Here is a 20,757-nt window from a genome sequence, read left to right on the forward strand (position 1 = left end):
GGTCCATTAAGGTGTATATTCAAAGAAATAATCCTGATTGGTCACTTCCCGCTCCAGTTTAACCGGCGGGAACATCGCTTCCGCCGTCCGGATCGATTTCAGGAGCGCCTTGGCTTTATTCATCGTCTCCTCATACTCTTTCTCCGGAACGGAGTCCCACACGATGCCTGCGCCCGCCTGCACGTACACCTTGCCCTTGCGGAATATGATCGTCCGGATCGTAATACAGGAGTCCATGTTGGCGTTAAATCCCAGATACCCGATGGCACCGGCATAAGCGCCGCGCGCCTCCCGCTCCATCTCGGCGATGATCTCCATCGCTCTCAGCTTCGGTGCTCCGGACACCGTTCCCGCCGGCAGGCAGGACAGAAAGGCATCGAAGAAATCTTTGTCGTCCCGCAGCGTCCCCGACACATTCGAAACCATGTGCATCACATGCGAATACTTCTCAATTTCCATAAAGCTGTCGCATTTCACGGTGCCGAACGCCGACACCCTGCCAAGATCGTTGCGTCCCAAATCCACGAGCATCAAATGCTCGGCGCGCTCCTTCTCGTCGGCGAGCAGCTCGGCGGCAAGGCGGCTGTCTTCGGCCTCATCGGCTCCCCGCGGCCGCGTGCCGGCGATCGGCCGGGTGCTGACCCGGTTGCCGTCGACCTTGACCAGCGCCTCGGGTGAGGTGCCGACAATGATTTCTTCATGCATTTTCAAATAATACATATAAGGCGAAGGATTCAGTGTTCTCAGCACCCGGTACACATGCAGCGGGGACACCTCCGTCTCGATATGAAAGCGCTGGGACAGCACTACCTGAAAAATGTCCCCTGCGCGAATATACTCCTGCGCTTGGCGAACGTTCGCCATATACTGCTCCTTGGTCATGTTCGACTTGATTTCGCCGAGGTCGATATCCACCGGAATGCTGCGGCCGTTGACATTCTCTCGCGGACCCTGCTCTTGCAGCTGCCCCGCGATCTCCTCCAGCCTGCGGTCCACCTCGTCATACGTTTTGCGGATCGCTTCGTCGTTGTCCCCTTCCTTTACATGCACGTTGCCGACCAGCAAAATTTGCTGCTTCACATGATCGAACACGATGACTGTGTCGCAGAACATGAAGCGGATGTCGTCCATCCCCAGATCGTCGACCTGATGCGCGGGAAGCTTCTCATAATACTGCAGCAGATCGTATCCGAAGAAGCCGATCGCTCCTCCCGTGAATGGAGGAAGATCATCGAGTTTCGGGCTTCGATATGTGCGAAGCAGCGCTTTGAGCTCCTCAACAGGCTTCCCTTTCATGAGCTGCTTCTGTCCGCCCTGCTCCAGCACGATTTCCCCCTTCTTGCCGGAGATCATCATGAACGGGTCCGTCCCGATAAACGAATAACGGGCCCACTGGCTTCCTCCCTCTACACTCTCAAGCAGAAATGCGCATTCCCGCTGGGCATAGCGCTGAAATATACGGATTGGCGTTTCCATGTCGGCCAGCAGCCGCTTGACGACCGGGATCAGATTGTACTGCCCGGCCAGGGCGATGACCTGCTCTTTACTAGGATTCAACATCGTGTACCCTCCTTCGATTGATCAGGACTTTGTTGAGCAGCAGACTCGAAAGCAACAAAAAAACCTCTACCGAAGTAGAGGTTTGGATTTCAATAAGTATATGAAAGAGTCCGACAGCATGAACCGCATCAGCATTCACCTGTTCCCTAATACAAGGAAACGCCTTGACTGCCTCAGCACGGACATGTTGACGAAATATATATGCAACCTTATGGACTCTGCTCTTCTATACTTAACTCATCTCATCTAAACTCTACTCATCTCAACTACCTACACTATACAGGAACATTCCCTGTTATGGCAACCATGTTTTTCAAATCAGGCTTTGGGTGCGGCCAAATCCGGGCGCAGCTTCTTCGCTTCATTCAGGTAGACGTGGTTGATCTCTGCCTGGCCCTTCTCGGTATTGACCGTCACCATAAGACGGATGCAGCGCGGCAGGCTTCCCTTGACAGGAACCTCCATCGAACACATCAGCGGTACAAGCTCCCAGCCTTCCAGCTGGCGGATCGCTTTGGCCGGAAACGCTGCATCCAGATCTTGGGTCAGCGTAATCCAGATGCTGCAAATGTCTTCCGGATTGATCTCGTTGCGGTCGGCAATTTCCTTCATCAAACGGAGGGTTTCATCCAGAATTTCCTGTTCGTCGTTGCGGGTTACTGTTGTTGCTCCCCGTATTCCCCGGTTATACATGCTCAGGCTCCTTTCTTCTCAGCTCTTCGATCACTTCGCGGACCAGAGCCTCCGGAATGTCTTTCACAATGCTGACCTCCCCGATCCGATCCGGGACGATAAACACCATGGTGCCTTCCGTAAATTTCTTGTCATGCTTCATCGCCGCGATCAGCTCATCCGTGGACAAGTGCTCCGGCAGTACGACCGGAAGCTTCAGTGCCTTCAGCATGGACACCGTCTCTGGATAGATGGAGGCATCGCGTCCCAGTTTGACAGCCAGCAATGCTGAGCCCGCCATCCCGATGGAAATCGCCTCACCGTGCAAAAATTCTCCGTAGCCGCCCACCGCTTCAATCGCATGGCCAATCGTATGGCCCAGATTTAAAATAGCGCGCAGGCCGCCCTCGCGTTCATCGGCCGACACGACATCGGCCTTGATGGAGCAGCCGCGTTCCAATCCGTACGCCAGCGCCTCCCGGTCCAGGGACAGCAGCTCAGACGCGTGGTCGCGGCACCAGCCGGCAAACTCCGCATCCCGAATCAGGCCGTGCTTGACCATCTCGGCAAGACCGGCGGATACTTCGCGTGCCGGGAGCGTCTGCAGCGTATCCATGTCGTATAGCACCAGCTCGGGCTGGTGGAAGGCGCCGATCATGTTTTTGGCGAGCCGGTGGTTGACGGCTACCTTCCCGCCGACACTGCTGTCATGCGCCAGAATCGTGGTCGGAATCTGCACGAACTTGACGCCGCGCATATATGTAGCAGCCACGAAGCCGGCAAGGTCTCCGACTACGCCTCCGCCGAGTGCCAGAACGGCCGAGCTGCGGTCCAGACCGCCCTGGATGGCCGTCGTCATCACTTCTTCATACACTGCGAGGGATTTGGACGTTTCCCCCGATTTGACGATCGAGACGACCGCTGTATATCCCCGGCTTTCCAGACTTTGCTTGAGGGTGTCCAGATGGCGGGCCGCAACCTGCTCATCCGTGACGATCAGATGCGTGCTTTTCTTGGTCAGCCCATGCTTCTCCAGATAACTTCCCGTTTCGGGAAGAAGGGACGGGCCAATATAGATCGGATACGAACGGTCGCCAAGCTCCACTTGTACGGTTCTCATCATTAGTACCTCTCCACTTGGGCAAGGTAATTTTCATAGTTGGCTTTAATTTCGTCCATGGAATCGCCGCCGAACTTCTCCAGGAACGCCTTGGCGATTTCCCATGCGACCACATGCTCCATCACCACGCTCGCCGCCGGAACGGCGCAGGCGTCCGAACGCTCTACCTGAGCGGTGTACGGCTCTTTCGTGTCAATATCCACGGTCTGCAGCGGTTTGTACAGCGTCGGGATCGGCTTCATCACGCCCCGGACCACAACTGGCATGCCGTTGGTCATGCCGCCCTCAAAACCGCCCAGGCGGTTGCTGGCACGGGTATATCCCTTGCCTTCCTCATACAGGATCTCGTCGTGAACCTGGGATCCGCGCAGTACGCCGGCCTCAAACCCGATGCCGATCTCGACGCCTTTAAACGCGTTGATCGACATGACCGCCTGAGCGATCCGTCCGTCCAGCTTGCGGTCGTACTGCACATAGCTCCCGAGACCGACCGGTACGCCCTCAACGACGCACTCCACGATCCCCCCGATGGAATCGCCTTCTTTCTTGATTTCATCGATGTAGGCTTCCATCTTCGCTTCCGTCTCAGGATCTACCACCCGAACCGAAGAAGCCTCGGTGCGTTCGATCAGTTCGTCGACGCTCAGGTTGTTGGCCGGCGCTTCAATCTCGCCGATCCGGATGACCTGCCCGGCAATTTTGATGCCGAAAGCTTCGAGAAACTGGCGGGCGATCGCCCCGCAGGCAACGCGTGCTGCCGTCTCTCGCGCGCTGGAGCGCTCCAGCACGTTCCGCAGGTCTTTATGGTTGTATTTCAGGCCTCCGTTCAGGTCGGCATGTCCCGGGCGGGGACGGTGAACGCGGCGTTTCTCTTCATCCGACCCTTCGATCGGCTCCACGTTCATGATGCTGCTCCAGCTCGCCCAGTCCTTGTTCTCGACCACGAGGGCAACAGGCGCTCCCGTCGTATAACCGTGCCGGACACCGCCTACAATATTCGCCGTATCCTTCTCGATTTGCATGCGGCGCCCGCGTCCATGCCCCTTCTGTCTGCGTGCAAGCTGAAAATTGATGGCTTCAAAGTCCAGTTTCAACTGGCTCGGCAATCCTTCGATAATGGCCGTGAGTTGAGGTCCGTGCGTCTCCCCCGCCGTTAAGTAGCGTATACTCATGGTGCTTTCCCCCTTTAAACTGTTAAACATTAACTGGCTAAAATCCGCAGATATCTTTTGCCATTATAGTATAGGTGCCACGCTTTGACAAGAAACCCCTACAGCTATATACAATGTGCTACAGCTAGGGAAAACACTTCGCTGTATTGAAGATGATTCAAGGAGAAGCTTGGTTCATATTAGCCCGTTATATTGAAATCCCACGATCAAGGCCAGCTGTTCGGTTCGTTTACAGCTTCAGTCCTTTGCATGGGGGCACCCGAAAGAATAGCCCCGTAACCAAGCACAAAAAAGCACCGTCTTTCCTAGTGAAAGAACGGTGCTTATTAGCGCCAGCTTCCGCCTGCCTACCGGCTGACCGGCTGGCTGCTTCGCTGCGTATTCTTCTGACCTTCCAGGGAATCCTGTACCAGGCGGCTCAGCTGGACGCTCTCAATGCCCAGAATCTGTCCGCATTCCTGAATGGTAATAAACCCGCGCTGATACGCGGTAATTACCTTTCGTTTGTCCATGATGTGCAAACCTCCGCTTTGTCTGATGCCGTAATATAATCGTAGTATCGCAAAGAGAAGGTTTGAATATACCTTGACACCTTAAGCGTCCGCCTTTTTCCGGTAAAAAAAGGTTTCGGTCGGCTCGAGCCCGTATTGGCCGGGCGTAAAAATTTGCTCGGTGCTCCCCACAAAAAGATATCCCCCTGGACGCAGGGCAGAGGCAAATTTATGGTAAAGCTTGGCTTTGGCTTCTTCAGTAAAATAAATCATTACATTCCGGCAGACGATGAGATCGTGATTCTGCTCAAACGTGTCGGTCAGCAGATTCTGCTTACGAAATTGGACGTTTGCCTTGAGCCCTTCGCTGAACTTGTACATCGGACCTTCCTGGGAAAAATACCGGGCCGCGACTTCCTTCGGCACGTCCTTCAGCGAACGCTCGAGGTACAAGCCCTGTTTCGCTTTGGCCAGCGCGCCCTCATCGATATCGGTGGCGACCAGCGTACTCGTCTGCAGCAGCCCTTTGCCGTCCAAAATCATGGCCAGCGTATAGGGCTCCTCTCCCGTGGAACATGCGGCGCTCCATACCTTAAGCCTGGACCGCGCACCTGCGGTCAATTCGGGAAGGATCACATCGCGCAGCACTTCCCAGCGGTTCGGGTTACGCCAAAATTCCGAGACGTTGATCGTCATCCGGTCCAGAAACTCATGAAACAAGCGCTTATCCTTTTGCAGCGCCTCGAAAAACTCCGCAAAACTGCTGTATCCGTTCTTTACCCTGAGCGTCGTCAGACGCCGCTTCATTTGGGCTTCCTTATAGTCCGACAGGTCGATTCCCGTGCTTCGCTTAATATTCTGGATAAACCTTATGTAATCCGGGTCGGGCGTCCCTGGCTCTTCCGACGCGCCGCTATTATATAAAACAGGCTTTACATCCACGGCGTAATGCTGCGGTCGTAATCCACCAGTTCATGCGCTTCGAAGAAATTGGCGATTTCGCGTGCGCTGCTCTCCGGTGAATCCGAGCCGTGAATCAGATTGTGGGGCGTATGGGAAGCGTAGTCCCCGCGGATGGTGCCCGGCAGAGCCTCCGTGACTTCTGTTTTGCCCATCAGAATGCGGGACAATTGAATAATGTTATCCCCTTCCCATACCATGGCGAACACAGGGCCGGACGTGATGAACTTTACCAGATTGTCATAAAAGTCCTTGCCCTCATGCTCCGCGTAATGACGCTTGGCCTGCTCGTCCGACACCTGAACCAGCTTGCCGGCCACCATTTTGAAACCTTTGTCTTCCAATCTGCCGATAATTTTACCGATTAAACCACGCTGCACTCCATCAGGCTTGATCATTAAAAAAGTTCGCTGCATAAACTCACTCTCCATTTCCTCAAGTCATTGCGAATGTTGTACATAGTTATGATTTGTATTGTAAACAGAAAGTCGGATCAGCGGAAGTATCAATACGAACGTTTGGTCACAAAATGGGCGATATCGCGCAAATTTTTCTTCGTCCGCTGGTTCGGAAGCCGGTCGAGCGCCTCCAGCGCCTTGTTGATATAGCGCGTAGCCAGCTCCTCCGCCCGGGCGATTCCCGTGCTGGATTTGATGAGCGAAACCGCTGCGGAAACGTCGCATTCCCCGTTCTGTTCCCGGATGACGGCGATCTCCTTCAGCAGCGGTTCCCGAACCGCTTCGTCCTCCAGGGCATACAGCACAGGCAGCGTAATGTTGCCCTGCCGGATATCGCTTCCAGGCGGTTTGCCGATTTGTTTCTCCGTTCCGCACAGATCCAGGAGATCGTCCTGAATCTGGAATGCCATCCCTACGTTGTAGCCGTAGCGGTAGAGCAGGTTGCCTACCTTCGGCTCCGCGTCAGCCGCTACCGCTCCCAGCTGGCAGCTGATCGCGATCAGAAGGGCGGTTTTGCGCCGGATACGGAGAAGGTAACGACGGATGCTCTGTTCCGTATTGAAGAAGTCCCGAATTTGCTCCATTTCCCCGATGGACATCTCGACCATCGCTTTGGAGAGGATTTGATGAATCTTCGGGTTCTCCAGCTTGGTGGCAAGCAGCAGCGCCCGGGCGTATATATAGTCCCCCGTATACATCGCGATTTTATTATCCCACTTGGACTTGACGGTCAATTGACCGCGGCGCGTCTCGGCGTCGTCAATGACGTCGTCGTGCACCAAGGAAGCCATGTGGATCAGCTCCAGAGGAACGGCCACATGCTTCAGCTTGTCCAGGTCATAGCTGCCGAACTTGCCGCCCATCAGCACAAACACCGGGCGCAGCCGCTTGCCGCCTGCCTTCAGCAGGTGCATGGACGTCTCGTTCAACAGCTCGTGATCGCCCTCAATGCTGCGAAAGAGCTCTTGTTCGATTTGATTCATATCTTTTTTCAGTAAGCCGAATATGTCTAATCTCTTCATTCCTTCACCCGTATCAGCGTAATGTTACTCCGCATTTCCCTGTCCGTTCATGTTCAAATCATCGGCTTGAGCATGGCCCGCATAGCAGAAACAAAGAGCACTGGCGTTCTTCCATTCATTTTCATCTTATTTAAATCATAGCATACAATTCGTGCTGCACGAATGGGTTTGGAGGACTGTCTATTCTTTGGTACCGGACTCTGCAGCTTTGGCCTGTCCGGCCAGCCCGCCGTCCCAACGCCTGAACAGCTCATGCTCGATCCGCATCATGTCAAGCACCTTTCCCACCTGGAAGTCGATCAAATCCTCGATCGTCCGGGGATGAAAGTAAAAAGCCGGCATCGCCGGAATCATCTTCACTCCGAGCCTGGCGAGCTTCAGCATATTTTCCAAGTGAATGGCATGCAGCGGCGTCTCACGGGGTACCAAAATCAGCGGCCTTCCTTCTTTCAGCATGACGTCTGCAGCGCGGGTCATCAAATTGTCGGACGATCCGTTAGCTACAGCGGACAATGTCCCCATTGAGCATGGCGCAATCACCATACCCTCCACCTGATAGGAGCCGCTGGCAATCGTTGCTCCGATATCCGCCACCGGATGGTAATAGACGCTGCCCGGATGGCCGCCGAATTTTTCGCTTAGCACAAGCTCCCTTTGAGCTGTTTTCCAGCCGAGCTCCTCGCCAAGCACCCGCCAGCCTGCATTCGAGACGACGATGTGTACGTCATAGCCCTGCTTCAGCAGAACCTCCGTTAACCGAACCCCATACACCGAACCGCTGGCGCCGGTAATCCCGACGACCCAGCTTCTTCTCTTGTTCTCCGTCTGCGTCACAAGTACTGCACCACCAAATCAATCAGGGTGAATACGAATACGAGAATGCTGAGGACGCTGTTCATTGTAAAGAAGGCGACCTGCAGCTTGCTCATGTCATTCGGGGACAAAATAAAATGCTCGTAGAAGAGAATAATATAAGCGATCAGCATCCCACCAAAATACCACCAGCTCAGCTCGGTCGTAAAGAACAGGATAACGAATCCGATCGCGGTAATGAAATGAAAATACCGTGCAATGAGCAGCGACTTGCGGACGCCGAAGCGCGCCGGAATGGAGTACAAGCCTTCCTTCCGGTCAAAATCGATATCCTGGATCGCATAAATGATATCAAAGCCGGCAGTCCAGAAAGCGACCGAGATGTACAGCACGATGGACGGCCAGTCGATTTCGTTGGTCACGGCCACCCAGCCGCCGAGCGGGGCAAGCGCGATCGTTAAGCCGAGCACGATATGGCACAGCCAGGTAAACCGTTTCGTGTAGGAATAAATGACGAGAAAAAACACGGCGATCGGAAGCAGTTTGAGCGCCAGCGGAGACAGCTCATAGGCCGCCCAGAGCAGAAGCAGGAAGCAAACGACCGTAAACAGGATCACTTCGGCGCTCTTCAGCAGCCCTGCCGGAATGGCCCGGTTCGCCGTCCGCGGATTTTTCTTGTCGATCACCTGATCGATCATCCGGTTCAAGCCGAAGGCCGCGCTCCTGGCCCCAAACATGGCTAACAGGACCCAGCCGATCTGGGCCCATGATGGAAGGTGACCGTTTACGACGACTGATCCGAGGATCGCGCCCATAAACGCAAAAGGTAACGCAAATAATGTGTGCTCAATTTTGATCATTTCTAGAAAAATGCCGATTTTCTTAAACATGCCGATTCTCCTTGATCCCAATATGTAATGCTGCGACGCCGCCAGTTAGGGGATAGGCTTCGACATTCTGAAGACCGATGCTGCGGAATATGCTTGCCAGTTCCTCTCTTCCCGGGAAAAGAGCCAACGATTCCGGCAGCCATTTGTACTGCTCATATCTTTTGGCCAACACCTTTCCGAGTCCAGGCAGTATATACTTGAAATAAGAATAATAAATTCCTTTGAAAGGCTGCCACGTCGGCTTGGACACCTCCAGGCATACAACCATGCCTCCAGGCTTGACGACCCTCTGCATTTCTTTCAGCACCTGCACCAGGTCAGGCACGTTCCGCAGACCAAAGCCGATGGTGGCGTAGTCAAAACGGTTATCCTCAAACGGCAAATTCATGGCATCCCCCTGAACCAGCGTAATCTGATCCTCGAGGTGTCTCGCCTTGATTTTGTCCATGCCGACCTTCAGCATGTTCGGGCTGAAATCGAGGCCGACCATCTGCCCCGTGCCGCTGGCTTCCGCCATGCTCAACGTCCAGTCGCAAGTCCCGCAGCACAGATCAACCGCCGTATCTCCGGGTTTCATCGCCATTTTCTTCATCGTGAACTTCCGCCAGGCCTTGTGCCTGCGAAAGCTTATAATATCGTTCATCACATCGTACTTCGGTGCAATGCTCTCAAAAACGGATTGGACATGTGAGTATTTGTTTTCCGTCTTCGTGTCCCGTTCACTCATGCTGGTATTCATCCTCTCGCCAATCCCTCCCCTACTGCGGATCCCGGTGTGTTAAGCTGACGAAGGAACGGGTCAAGCACCTGTCCGATCTCCCGGAACATTCCGTCTCCCTTAACCATTTTCAGGATGGACTGCACGCTGTTCACCGCCTGCTGCAGCTTATCCGCCAAATGTTCTCCGGCCTTGTACTTAAGCAGCATCTTCTTCCAGTCTTTCGGCTCAACCCGGTTTTCCTTCAGGGCCAGCTTGTCTTCATCCGAGGCCACATCCAGGATGTGCCAGAACGAATAGCTGTACAAGAATGGCTCCGAGCCTGAGCTCAGCTGCATTTCACGAACGACCGTTTCGCATTCGCTGAAGCCGCGGAGAAGCGATTTCCACAGTTCTTTTAACGAGTCATCCAGAAAAGGGGTAAAAGAAAGAAACAGCTGCATATTCAGCTGTACCCGTTGCCGTAAGTATTCCTCCGCTGACAGGAGAAGGCTTTTCATTTTGCCGTACAGATTCATTTTCAAAATATTCACATCGCAAATGGCCGCGCTCAGCGTCGATACAGCCTCGATTTGCCCCTTCTGGGACAGAAGCTGATAGAACCGGCTGCTGAAATAGTCTCCCGCGAGCACTTTAAGCTGACGGGAACGCATTTCTCCCTCGTTCTGTTTGCCCTGGATGGTGTCGATCGTTTCATGCGTGTCAATACCCATCTGAACGAGCGACGTGACAAGCGCCAGCAGCTCTGTATGCACGGAAGGCTTGCGGCTTCCCTGGTTCAGAAAAATATATAGAAGATGAACACGGGCATCCGGATAGGGCGGCAGCTCCGTATGGGTTTGGATCATGTCGTAATCGACATATTTCTTTGCTAGTTGGGGTATGCGGTACGGTTTCATCGTCAGCCTCCGAGCCTATAACTTTCTCACTTCTATGTCGTCTGTTGCGAGCAAGAACTTTTGTTCACAATCTTTTTTATTATAGCACAACTTGTCAGACCACGCACAGTATGCTTACTTCTTTTTACCCGTTTTCCTGCGGATCGAACCGGTCTCTCCACAGTTTCGTTTCGGTGAGGTGGAATCGGGATTTGATATCGTCCGCAAGCGGGCCTTCTCCCGCTTCGCCAAGCGCCTGTTTCAGCTCCGGACTCCACTCCGTCCGCCGGACATCCGCAGCAAGCAGCAGATGCCTTGTGCCGAGCCATTTGTCTTCTGCGACGAGCCGAAGGAGAATCTGGTCGACATTGGAAGTGCCGTCAAAGCTAAATGTGAGGATCTCGGCGATATTCGAATAGATTTCAGACACGGACACCTCCGGTGTGGCCACTTTCAGGTCAACCGTCAGCACGCGGGATTCCCACTCCACCTTGCGGATCGGCAGCGTAAGGGGAAGGCTGTCCAGCGCATCCACGATATTCGCATTGTCGAGCGTCCAGCCCGATTGGGGATGAAACGCGGCCAAAGCCCGGCTTTCCCGGGCAAATGTGTGCTCCGCATGATACAGTGCAGGCAGGATGAGGACCGAGCCCAGCGTAACGGCAAGCACCAGGCCAGGAATGAAAAATCGTTTCAAGTACAGCCCTCCCATCGTCATAGTATCCCTTAGTTTCGTCCGGACACGTGCTGTCCATACCTCATTCTACAACGAAAAAAAGCAGGCTATGCCTGCGTTTGTACAGATTGCGCTTAAGGTAATTTGCCATCCCCTGACCAGCAGCTAATTTGCATTCAAGAGCTGTTTTTTTGCGCTCCCTGCTATTAGCTGTCGCTTTCGAGACTTCCGTGTTTCGTCCACACTTCGGCTTTGCCGCGAATTTTAATGGCGGAGGTATGGTCCGTAAACTGGGCGATCAGCACTTCGCCTTTGTCCAGCTTCTCCGTGTGATGAAACCGGGTATCCTGGCCTCGGGTCAGTCCAATGACCTGCACCCCTTGATCCTTCGCCTTGATCACGATAAAATCGCTGTTCCCCGTATTCCCTTTATTTTCCATGAGTGTATCCTCCTTTTTTCAGCGAGCCTTACACACAGCGTATAATTATTTTAAAATCCTCTGGCTATACTACCCAATGTAATAAAGTCCAAGGAGTTGAGAACATGCAATATGAACCGGCGCCCTTGCGGGAAGGGCAAATTTCCAAGCTTCGCGAATACGAACAGCAGCTGAGCCAGCTGACGGGTTCTCCCGTCATCCTGATCGCCTATTCGGAAAAGGACGACAACGGCAATCCTCTCGAAGGACATGTCAGCCCTACAGAAAAGAAAAGGCCGTGAACGAGCGTCACGGTCCTCTTCTTGCGTATGGAATATGTAGAAATCTTATTTAATTCCGTCTTTGAGCGCTTTACCAGGCTTGAATGCCGGAATTTTGCTCGAAGGGATTTCGATTTCTTCACCGGTTTGCGGGTTACGGCCTTTACGTGCGGAACGCTCGCGCACTTCAAAGTTACCAAATCCAACGAGTTGGACTTTGTCCCCGTTTTGCAGAGCCTGTGCGATGGATTCGAATACAGCGTCAACCGCTTTCGTCGCATCCTTCTTGGACAGTTCTGTCGTTTCAGCTACTTGGGAAATCAGTTCGGACTTGTTCACTATCATTTCACCTCCCAAAATAATAAATCGATGTTATCAATCTTTCCGTTTTGCCGTAAAATATACGTTCATCTGTGAGATTTACAGATAGAATCGCCATATAGACCGTATTCAGCCGCAGGCGCGGAACAAACTTATAGTAATACAGCAACCGCAGAATTTCAAGAGTTTTACGTTCGCGAGCGGTTTAAAACGTAAAAAGTGACGGCAAGTGCGAGGACAAGAACGATCCCTTTGACGATGTCATGTGTAAAATACTGCAAATTCATCATGGTCAGTCCGTTGACCAGTACCCCGATCAATACCGACCCGATAAACGTGCCGATGACGTTGGGCTTGCCGGCGCCAAAGACCGAAAAACCGACGAACACGGCCGCCACGGATTCCATCAAGAGCGGCGATCCCGCGTCGATTTGACCGGATCCGACCCGGGAGGCGTAAATAATCCCGCCAATCGCGGCGAACACGCCGGAAGCGACGTACGCCAGCGTACGCACCCTTTTCACCTTGATTCCGGACAGGCGCGCCGCTTCCTCATTACCGCCCGTGACGTACATTTGGCGGCCGTATTTGGTCCGCGTCAGAAAAATATGCACAAGCGCCACAGCGATAATGAGGAGGACGGCCGAAATCGGAATGCCGAACCATTTGCCCTGTCCAAGCTGCAGAAAGGCTGCGCTCATCTCGCCGGGGGCTTTGGTGCCGTCCGGAAATTCCATATGGTTGTAAATCGTATAACCCGCGGCATACGTTTTGTGAATCCCGCCGACAATGTACATCACGGCAAGGGTCGCCAGAAGATCCGGAATCCGCAGCTTGACGATTAGGAAGGCGTTAACGAGCCCGATGACGGCACCGAGGATGAGCGGCACGATGATGACGACCCACAGCGGCTGCTCATACCATATCATCAGCGACGCAGCGCCTACGGTGGTCAGCGACACGGTTGAGCCTACCGACAGGTCAAAGCCGTCCACGACCAGCGACAAGGTCACCCCAATCGCCACAAAGGTCACGATCGTGATCGAGCCCAGAATGTCGGTCAGGTTCCCGTACGTGAAGAAATAAGGCAGTCTGAACGAAAAAAATGCAATAACCCCGATGATAACGACAACCGCCCCGTACCGGAACGCCAAGTTTAACAGTTTATCCTTCATGGTCTTCCTCCAAGCCTCCGCTCGCATAATATAGGAGCTGGGCTTGCGTCGCTTCTCCCCGAGCAAATACTTTGCTGATGGTTCCGCCGCTCATGACGGCGATCCGGTCGCCGATTCCCAGTCCTTCTGCCAATTCGCAGGTAAAATACAAAATGCCCTTGCCGGCATCCGCCAAATCTCCGATAATGCGGAATATATCGCTTTTCGCGCCGATATCGACCCCTTTGGTCGGTTCGTCAAAAATAAAAACTTCCGCCCCGCTGTCCAGCCATTTGCCGATCGCCAGCTTCTGCTGGTTGCCGCCGCTCAGAAACTTCACCAGCTGGCTGCCGGAGGCGGCCTTGACTCCAAGGGCGCCGACCATTTTGGTGGATAAAGCCTTCTCCTTCTTCCGCGAGATGAACCCCAGTCTGCTGACTTGGTTCAGCACCGGTATGGACAGGTTCAAATCCACCGATTCGTGAATAAAGATTCCCTCTTTCCGGCGCTCCTCCGGGATGGAGACGATTCCCGCGGATACCGCGTCCGCCGGTTGCTTAAGCGACAGCTTCCTCCCTTTCAGATGGATGCTGCCTTCGTCCGGCTGATCCGCACCGCTCAGGATCCGAGCCAGTTCGGTTTTACCGGCGCCCACCAGGCCGACTACGGCCACAATTTCACCGCGGCGGACCTCAAGATCCGCGCCCCGCACCTTGTGTCCGCGCTTGACGCCTTCCGCCTGAAGGAGCACTTCCCCGATCACGGTATCCTTTTTCGGAAACTCTTCTTCAAACGTTTTACCGAGCATGTGCCCGATAATGCCTTCCCCGGTGATGTCCTGTGTCCGGCCGGTGTAAACCTTCCTGCCGTCACGCATCACGGTCACCATATCGCTGTGCTGCAGCACTTCCGGCAGGCGGTGTGTAATAAAGATGCACGCCACACCCGCGTCCTTCAGCGAGTGCATCATCCGGAAAAAAGCCTCGCATTCGCTGTCGCTCAGCGGAGCGGTCGGCTCGTCGAATATAATCACCTTGGCGTCCTGGGACAAAATGCGGGCCAGCAGGACAATCTGTTTTTGAGCAAGCGACAGCTCATATACCTTTTTATGAATGTCTATACTGTCATCCAGCCTGGACAAAATCGCCTTGACCTGTTTGTCCATAGACCGGTAATTGACCCACATGCTTCCCCGGCCTGAAGACAAGGCGTCCAGCATGACGTTTTCGGCGACGCTCAGCTGGGGGACGAGGGCCGAATCGACCTCCTGATACACGCAGTGAATGCCGTGCTGCTTGGCCGCGGCCGGAGAGGTGATGTGCAGCTCCGTGCCGTTTGCCGCAATGCGTCCGCTGTCCGGCTGATAAGCGCCCGACAGAATCTTCATCAACGTGCTCTTCCCGGCGCCGTTGGCACCGAGCAGAGCATGAATCTGGCCGCCGTGAACCGAAAAATCCACCGCATGCAGCGCAGGAACGCCGCCAAATTGTTTGCCGATTCCGCTCATTTCCAGCTGAAATGATGATGTCACACGGCATTCCTCCTTCAAAAAGTAACCACACAAAGTGGCGTGCAGCTTAGCCCCTGTTCCTGAAAAAGGGCAGCGCCTCAGCACCACCCCAAGACTTGCATTTGCCGGTTTGACCGGATCTTTTTTACTTGCTGTACTCGTTCATCCAGTCCTGAAGCCCTTGCTTGCTGGCACCCCAGCCGTCTACATATTGGGACAGCTCGGTAGTGGAAATTTGCTCCTTAGGAAGCGCGTCGCGGGATACATAGACCGGATTCAGAACGACCTTGTCATCGGTTTGATCACCATGCAGCTTCTGGTAGCCATAGCGGACCTGGATGCGTCCGATATCCTTTGGATCGACAGCGGCGGATGCGACCCACGGGTTGCTAGGATCCTGGATCATTTGCAGGTCCTCGTCGCTCATATCGATGCCGTACACCTTGATTTCATCGCGTCCGGCCTGCTGGATGGCGCGCGCAGCCCCTTTGGCGAACTCGTCCCATGCAGCCCAAACGGCCGAAATCTGTCCCTTCGGATACTGCTTCAGAATCGCTTCCATCTGGGTCTGCGTGTCCAGTGCCGGGTTATTCGCGGTGCCGAACGTAGCGATTTCCTTGATATCCGGATTCTCTTTCATAAATTTCGCGTAAGAGATTTGGCGCCGTTCCATCGGTGCGAATCCGGCCACCCATACTTTAACGATGTTGCCCTTGCCCCCGATGTCTTCCTTCATCTGCTGCAGCGTCAGGTCGGCCATTTTCTGGTCGTCCTGAGAGAGCACAGTCGCGCCGGGAACGTTCACGTCAGCGTCGAAGACGACGACAGGGATCTTCTGCTCCACCGCCTTGCGCAGGCCAGGTTCGAGGAGCGAATCGCCGTGGTCGGTCAGAATCAAGTCAAAATGCTGCGTGATGGCCGAATCCAGCAGAGACGCCATTTTTGCTTTATCGTTGGCGGCCACGAACTTCGTCAGCTTTCCGCCGAATTTCTCCACTTCCTCGGTTACCCCTTGAACGTATTGCTGGGAAAACGTCCCTGTGTTAAACTCCATGATAAGCGCAACTCGTTTGCCAGCCAGAGGCTTGTCCGCATTTGCACCGGATGCACTCCCCGAGTCCGATGCCGGCGGCGCGTTATGACCGCAGGCGCTCATCACCATCGACAGCACCAGCAGGACGGATGCCAACACGAAACCCCTTTTTTTACCTCTTAAACGCATTTCTCTCTTCCCCCTTAAAAGCTTCACTATGTTAAAATGTTATACACTAATATAAAGCCTATATCCAAGTATGTAAATAGGTTTTTAAGAGTTTGTATAAATACTTTCTTTTTTTCATAAAAAACCTGTAATTACGGTCCCTTAACTCGGCTCCGAGCAGCCATTTGCTTATTTTTATGTATAAAACAGGAATTACTATCAACAGGTATCCATTTCTGCATTCAAGCACAAAAAAACCGCAAGCAAGCGGGCGCTTGCCTACGGTTTTTACTTCATGCTGATGGGTTACAAAATAATCGCGATCAATCCGCCAGAGCCCTCATTGATAATGCGTCCGAGCGTCTCCTGCAGTTTATATCTCGCATTATCCGGCATCATGGCGATCTTGCCTTGAATGCCTTCCCGTACGATAGAGTGCAGCGATCTGCCGAAAATGTCTGAATCCCAGATCTTGATCGGATCGTTTTCGAAGTCCTGGATGAGATAGCGCACAAGTTCCTCGGACTGTTTCTCCGTACCGATGATCGGCGAGAATTCCGACTCGACATCGACGCGGATCATATGGATCGAAGGCGCCGTCGCCTTCAAGCGAACCCCGAAACGGGATCCTTGGCGGATCAGCTCCGGCTCATCGAGCGACATTTCGGCCAGCGACGGAGCGGCGATGCCGTAACCGGTCGTCTTGACCATCTCCAGCGCCTCGGCGAACCGGTCGTACTCCCGCTTGGCATGCGAGAATTCCTGCATCAGCTGCAGCAGGTGGTCCTTACCGCGGATTTCCACCCCGACCACTTCCATCAGGATTTGATCGTACAGTTCATCCGGAGCGAACAGGTCGATCTCGGCTACCCCTTGGCCCATATTCATGCCGCTGAGCGCCGCACGGTTGATGAAGTCGTAGTCCATGAACTGGGTAACCACCCGGTCCACGTCGCGCAAACGGCGGATATCCTTGACCGTATCGCGTACGGAATTTTCATAGTTGCTGCGCAGCCAGTGCTTCTCGTTCAGCACCATAACCCAGCTAGGCAGGTTGACGTTGACTTCGTGCACCGGGAATTCGTACAGCACTTCGCGCAGGACGCCGGTGACGTCATCCTCCGTCATTGTGGCCGCACTGAGCGCCATGACCGGAATGTCGTATTTCTCGGCGAGCTCATTGCGCAGCTGCAGCGTTTCTTCGCTCCGCGGCTTCGTGGAGTTGATGACCAGCACAAACGGCTTACCGACTTCCTTCAGCTCGGCGATGACGCGTTCTTCAGCTTCCACATAGGAGTGGCGCGGAATTTCGGCAATCGTGCCGTCCGTGGTCACCACAACGCCCAGCGTGGAGTGCTCCTGAATCACTTTCCGCGTCCCGATTTCGGCCGCTTCTTGGAACGGGATCGGCTCCTCGAACCATGGCGTCGATATCATGCGCGGACCGTTTTCATCCTCATAGCCTTTGGCGCCTTCGACCGCATAGCCTACGCAGTCCACGAGGCGGACGTTCACTTCCAGACCTTCGGTGACCTTCAGCTGCACCGCATTGTTCGGTACAAACTTCGGCTCGGTGGTCATAATCGTCTTCCCGGCAGCGCTCTGCGGGAGCTCATCGACCGCTCTGGCGCGGTCTGCTTCGCTTGCAATGTTCGGCAGTACGATTGTTTCCATAAACCGTTTAATAAATGTTGACTTTCCTGTGCGGACGGCGCCGACGACACCCAGGTAAATGTCCCCGCCAGTTCGTTCGGCAATGTCTTTAAAAATGTCCACTTTTTCCAAAAGAGATCCCCTCCTCATTTACTCCGAAGGAAAAATGCTTTAAGAGCATCCGCTTCGTGTTCCATCTGGAGCCTCGAGCCATTGCAACGGATTTGAGCCTTACAATGTCGTCAGTAGTCCGCCGCCGGTAGTCAGGTAGGATGGGAAACGGCAAAGCGGCGTTACTCCGTAGGCATTTGGACTAGTATCATAGTATGTACCTATTAAAAACAATATGACGGGTATTCGGAATAAAATTCATATAATCCCTGCGTCGTTCGCATGCCCCTCGTCATCCCTCTCAGATATATGCCGGGGCAGAAATAAATATGTATATGAAGCATGCAGCACAACATAACTACCTGCGCACAGCCGCTTATCCGCTTGTTGATGCTGTTTTGCTAGCGGGAATCCCGAAAAACATAGTAATACGCATAAAAAAAGACCTGCTGTTTCCAGCAGGCCATTCACTTCCAATCTGTACGTTCAGCTTCACGCCCCTGTCTCCGATTGGCGACTGGCGCATCACCGGACCACTCGTACGGCAGCGACTTCACCGGTACATAATCGGAAGACTTGATGAGGTAATCTCGTAAATCCTCGTCTTTGGAAGGCTTCACGCCTTCCTTGTCAATCAACTGCATAATATCAAACGCATAATCCGCGTACACGACGCCCTTGGCATCCATAATAAAGCTCATGTCCTGACCCGAATATACGCTCTTCAGCTCAACATTGTTTGTGCCGGCCAGATCCGGGTCAACGGTATGGATCCCGGGATATATTTCTTCGCCGGCCGGCAGCTGCCCATCATGCTTGGACTTATACAAATCGACCGCCCGCTGCACGTCGTTGACCTTTTGCACCGTGACGAGATCCATGACCTTAACGGTCGGGTCGGTCTCTTCGTTCTGTACCAGAAAGTATGCGCTTCCGCCTTTCTCAAAGGCGGTCGTCGGGATATCGTCCAAGTAGCCCCGTTTTTGGAGCTGGTCCAGGTCGATACGGAACTTCTCAAAGCGCGGCGTCGTCTCATCCGCATTGATGATCGGCAGGATCCCCTGGTCCTTTTGAAAATCGTCCATCGCGGACTGGATGCGTTTCACACTTTCACGGTAGGATACCCTCGTCTCACCGCTCTTCTGATCCGGATACATGCAGGCTGTGGCTGTCATGATCAACAGCAGCACCATGACAGCCGTCGCCGCCTTCCGGGCTCCCTTCATCATCTTGTTGGTCAAAGCCGGTGTCATCAACAAATATCACCCTTTGCATATAGTAAAGCCGATTGATACATCAAGCAGCCTGTAACGTGTTTGTCCTGCCTGCCGCTACCACAGGTCGTCCTCCCTGTCACGGTTCCTTGCTGCTTCCAGCTGCTTGCGGACCGCCGCCTTCAATTTGTCTTCCGGGACTGTCACCGTCACCGCCCCGCGCACTCTGGCTTGACAAGACAGCCTGGTGCCGCTGCGGATCAGGGAACCGAGCTTGCGCTTCTCCGCCTCGGCGGGAGGGGTCAGCTGTCCGGCGCTGGCGGCGTCAACCTGAACTTTGCACATCAAACAGCCCATTTTGCCCCCGCATCGCGTGGGTATGTATACACCTGCATCCCTGGCCGCATGGAGCAGCGATATGCCTTCACGGACGAGAACGCTTTTGCCTGACGGCTGGAACGTAACTTTATGGTTCATTGGCGTTCCCGCCCGGCATGGCCTGAATCCTGCCCGTTTACCGCAAATCGTACTAACGACTCGGTATGGAGTAGTTGGGAAATGATCTGAATGTGTTCGGATTGGAACGCATTATCCGAGAGCAGATCCTCAAGAAGCGGTAAATGGGCCTGCAAATCTGCCCGCATGGCAGCAGCAATCGCCGTGTACCGGTCCTCCCGGTTCCGAAGCACATTAAACAGCAGCTCATGGCTGAGCGGCATCAGCGGAATCCGTATTGAGTTGAGTTTCGCATGGACGCCCGCAGAGGCCAGCCTCCGGTTAATTTCAACCTTATAATGCGAACCCTCCGCCTGAACTTCGAACCCTCCCACCAGTTCCAGCGTGTACCGGCTCAACTTATAATGGCTTAACACGGACCTGTATTGATCCGTAACGCTCAGGACCGGCTGATCCACCTCCCACCCTGCGAGGGCATGATGAAGCTCCGATACGGAGGCCGAATCGGCGTAGATGTCGATATCGCGTGGCGGTTTATCCAAATGCACGTCCTGAAGCAATAGCCCGCAGCTTCCGCCAATCAACCAGCAGGATGAAGTTTGCGACAGCGCATGAGAGGCGTCATGCAGGGCTTGCTGTAATTCGGCTGGGATCTGCACGGCACACACTCCAATCTTCCGGTCCATTTAAAAATACGTTTTGTTTCTGGCTACGATTTTTCCCGCCGTCTTGACCACGGCTTGGCACCCTAGACGATAGCCCTCGTCAAACTCTTCCGGGTCGAGGCGAAGATGTTCCGCTTTCGTCGGTTCCTCCAGGTGCTCCGCCCCCTCGGAAATCAGACAGCGGCAGCGGGCACAAGTACCACGGGTGCAGAGATGCTGCCAGTCCACTTTGTTGTCCTTCGCATGCTGAAGGATGCTTTTGCCCGGTTCAGGCACGACGGTTTTCTCGATTGTTCTTCCAATTAGCTGTAATGCTGCTTCCATGTTCGTTATCCACCGTTC

General features: G+C 53.9%; 24 protein-coding genes. 1 reads left to right on the forward strand and 23 read right to left on the reverse strand.

Annotation, left to right across the window (positions count from 1 at the left end):
* Positions 1–6: 6 nt before the first annotated feature.
* From trpE to mtrB, 14 genes are all read right to left on the reverse strand, one after another.
* On the reverse strand, positions 7–1,560 hold the full coding sequence (gene trpE, locus KI379_RS17840) for an anthranilate synthase component I (protein ID WP_212984353.1): 1,554 nt from the start codon (positions 1,558–1,560) through the stop codon (positions 7–9).
* 318 nt (positions 1,561–1,878) lie between these two features.
* Positions 1,879–2,253, reverse strand: a complete 375-nt coding sequence (gene aroH / locus KI379_RS17845) for a chorismate mutase (protein ID WP_076170100.1) — start codon at positions 2,251–2,253, stop codon at positions 1,879–1,881.
* A complete protein-coding gene (gene aroB, locus KI379_RS17850; RefSeq protein WP_212984780.1) occupies positions 2,246–3,352 on the reverse strand; it encodes a 3-dehydroquinate synthase in 1,107 nt (368 codons plus the stop codon). Before aroB ends, aroH begins: the two co-directional genes overlap by 8 nt.
* A 2-nt stretch (positions 3,353–3,354) precedes the next feature.
* Positions 3,355–4,524 (reverse strand): chorismate synthase, encoded by a 1,170-nt coding sequence (aroC, locus tag KI379_RS17855; protein WP_076170099.1) that lies wholly within the window; start codon positions 4,522–4,524, stop codon positions 3,355–3,357.
* Between the two features lie 347 nt (positions 4,525–4,871).
* Complete coding sequence (locus KI379_RS17860; protein WP_163879324.1) at positions 4,872–5,036, reverse strand: hypothetical protein; 165 nt, start codon at positions 5,034–5,036, stop codon at positions 4,872–4,874.
* Between the two features lie 81 nt (positions 5,037–5,117).
* Positions 5,118–5,957, reverse strand: a complete 840-nt coding sequence (locus tag KI379_RS17865) for a CheR family methyltransferase (RefSeq protein WP_280518761.1) — start codon at positions 5,955–5,957, stop codon at positions 5,118–5,120.
* The gene (ndk, locus tag KI379_RS17870) at positions 5,948–6,391 is read right to left on the reverse strand and encodes a nucleoside-diphosphate kinase (RefSeq protein ID WP_076170097.1); all 444 of its coding nucleotides are present in this window, start codon (positions 6,389–6,391) and stop codon (positions 5,948–5,950) included. The genes KI379_RS17865 and ndk overlap by 10 nt, the downstream gene beginning before the upstream one ends.
* Before the next feature lie 89 nt (positions 6,392–6,480).
* Entirely contained in the window at positions 6,481–7,455 is a 975-nt protein-coding gene (locus KI379_RS17875) for a polyprenyl synthetase family protein (protein ID WP_089548051.1), read from the reverse strand.
* Between the two features lie 180 nt (positions 7,456–7,635).
* Positions 7,636–8,289, reverse strand: coding sequence for a UbiX family flavin prenyltransferase (locus KI379_RS17880; protein WP_089548052.1), 654 nt, complete (start codon positions 8,287–8,289; stop codon positions 7,636–7,638).
* Positions 8,286–9,158, reverse strand: coding sequence for a UbiA-like polyprenyltransferase (locus KI379_RS17885; protein WP_089548053.1), 873 nt, complete (start codon positions 9,156–9,158; stop codon positions 8,286–8,288). The genes KI379_RS17880 and KI379_RS17885 overlap by 4 nt, the downstream gene beginning before the upstream one ends.
* Positions 9,151–9,885 (reverse strand): demethylmenaquinone methyltransferase, encoded by a 735-nt coding sequence (locus KI379_RS17890; RefSeq protein WP_076170190.1) that lies wholly within the window; start codon positions 9,883–9,885, stop codon positions 9,151–9,153. The genes KI379_RS17885 and KI379_RS17890 overlap by 8 nt, the downstream gene beginning before the upstream one ends.
* 8 nt (positions 9,886–9,893) lie before the next feature.
* Complete coding sequence (locus KI379_RS17895) at positions 9,894–10,775, reverse strand: heptaprenyl diphosphate synthase component 1 (RefSeq protein ID WP_089548054.1); 882 nt, start codon at positions 10,773–10,775, stop codon at positions 9,894–9,896.
* 124 nt (positions 10,776–10,899) lie between these two features.
* Positions 10,900–11,451, reverse strand: a complete 552-nt coding sequence (locus KI379_RS17900) for a hypothetical protein (protein WP_212984354.1) — start codon at positions 11,449–11,451, stop codon at positions 10,900–10,902.
* Between the two features lie 185 nt (positions 11,452–11,636).
* A complete protein-coding gene (gene mtrB, locus KI379_RS17905; RefSeq protein ID WP_076170091.1) occupies positions 11,637–11,870 on the reverse strand; it encodes a trp RNA-binding attenuation protein MtrB in 234 nt (77 codons plus the stop codon).
* 104 nt (positions 11,871–11,974) lie between these two features.
* Here mtrB and KI379_RS17910 point away from each other — a divergent pair, with 104 nt between their 5' ends.
* Entirely contained in the window at positions 11,975–12,151 is a 177-nt protein-coding gene (locus KI379_RS17910; RefSeq protein WP_167372869.1) for a hypothetical protein, read from the forward strand.
* Positions 12,152–12,196: 45 nt separating this feature from the next.
* On the opposite strand, the gene KI379_RS17915 is transcribed toward KI379_RS17910, so the two are convergent.
* The 9 genes from KI379_RS17915 to KI379_RS17955 all read right to left on the reverse strand — a co-directional run bounded on the left by KI379_RS17915 (position 12,197) and on the right by KI379_RS17955 (position 20,739).
* The gene (locus KI379_RS17915; RefSeq protein WP_076170090.1) at positions 12,197–12,469 is read right to left on the reverse strand and encodes an HU family DNA-binding protein; all 273 of its coding nucleotides are present in this window, start codon (positions 12,467–12,469) and stop codon (positions 12,197–12,199) included.
* Between the two features lie 170 nt (positions 12,470–12,639).
* Positions 12,640–13,626 (reverse strand): ABC transporter permease, encoded by a 987-nt coding sequence (locus KI379_RS17920; protein ID WP_105444680.1) that lies wholly within the window; start codon positions 13,624–13,626, stop codon positions 12,640–12,642.
* Complete coding sequence (locus tag KI379_RS17925; protein ID WP_212984781.1) at positions 13,616–15,112, reverse strand: sugar ABC transporter ATP-binding protein; 1,497 nt, start codon at positions 15,110–15,112, stop codon at positions 13,616–13,618. Before KI379_RS17925 ends, KI379_RS17920 begins: the two co-directional genes overlap by 11 nt.
* A gap of 148 nt (positions 15,113–15,260) precedes the next feature.
* A complete protein-coding gene (locus KI379_RS17930) occupies positions 15,261–16,337 on the reverse strand; it encodes a sugar ABC transporter substrate-binding protein (protein WP_212984355.1) in 1,077 nt (358 codons plus the stop codon).
* A gap of 285 nt (positions 16,338–16,622) precedes the next feature.
* The gene (spoIVA, locus tag KI379_RS17935; RefSeq protein WP_152398299.1) at positions 16,623–18,101 is read right to left on the reverse strand and encodes a stage IV sporulation protein A; all 1,479 of its coding nucleotides are present in this window, start codon (positions 18,099–18,101) and stop codon (positions 16,623–16,625) included.
* A 446-nt stretch (positions 18,102–18,547) separates the two neighbouring features.
* Positions 18,548–19,333, reverse strand: a complete 786-nt coding sequence (locus tag KI379_RS17940; RefSeq protein ID WP_244879325.1) for a DUF3939 domain-containing protein — start codon at positions 19,331–19,333, stop codon at positions 18,548–18,550.
* Between the two features lie 78 nt (positions 19,334–19,411).
* A complete protein-coding gene (locus KI379_RS17945) occupies positions 19,412–19,771 on the reverse strand; it encodes a 2Fe-2S iron-sulfur cluster-binding protein (RefSeq protein ID WP_089548058.1) in 360 nt (119 codons plus the stop codon).
* Positions 19,768–20,409 (reverse strand): hypothetical protein, encoded by a 642-nt coding sequence (locus tag KI379_RS17950; protein WP_212984356.1) that lies wholly within the window; start codon positions 20,407–20,409, stop codon positions 19,768–19,770. The genes KI379_RS17945 and KI379_RS17950 overlap by 4 nt, the downstream gene beginning before the upstream one ends.
* Positions 20,410–20,436: 27 nt before the next feature.
* Positions 20,437–20,739, reverse strand: coding sequence for a 2Fe-2S iron-sulfur cluster-binding protein (locus KI379_RS17955; RefSeq protein WP_089548059.1), 303 nt, complete (start codon positions 20,737–20,739; stop codon positions 20,437–20,439).
* Positions 20,740–20,757 lie beyond the last annotated feature (18 nt).

Origin of the sequence: Paenibacillus cineris (assembly GCF_018333335.1) — a bacterium.
GTDB lineage: Bacteria > Bacillota > Bacilli > Paenibacillales > Paenibacillaceae > Paenibacillus_AQ > Paenibacillus_AQ favisporus.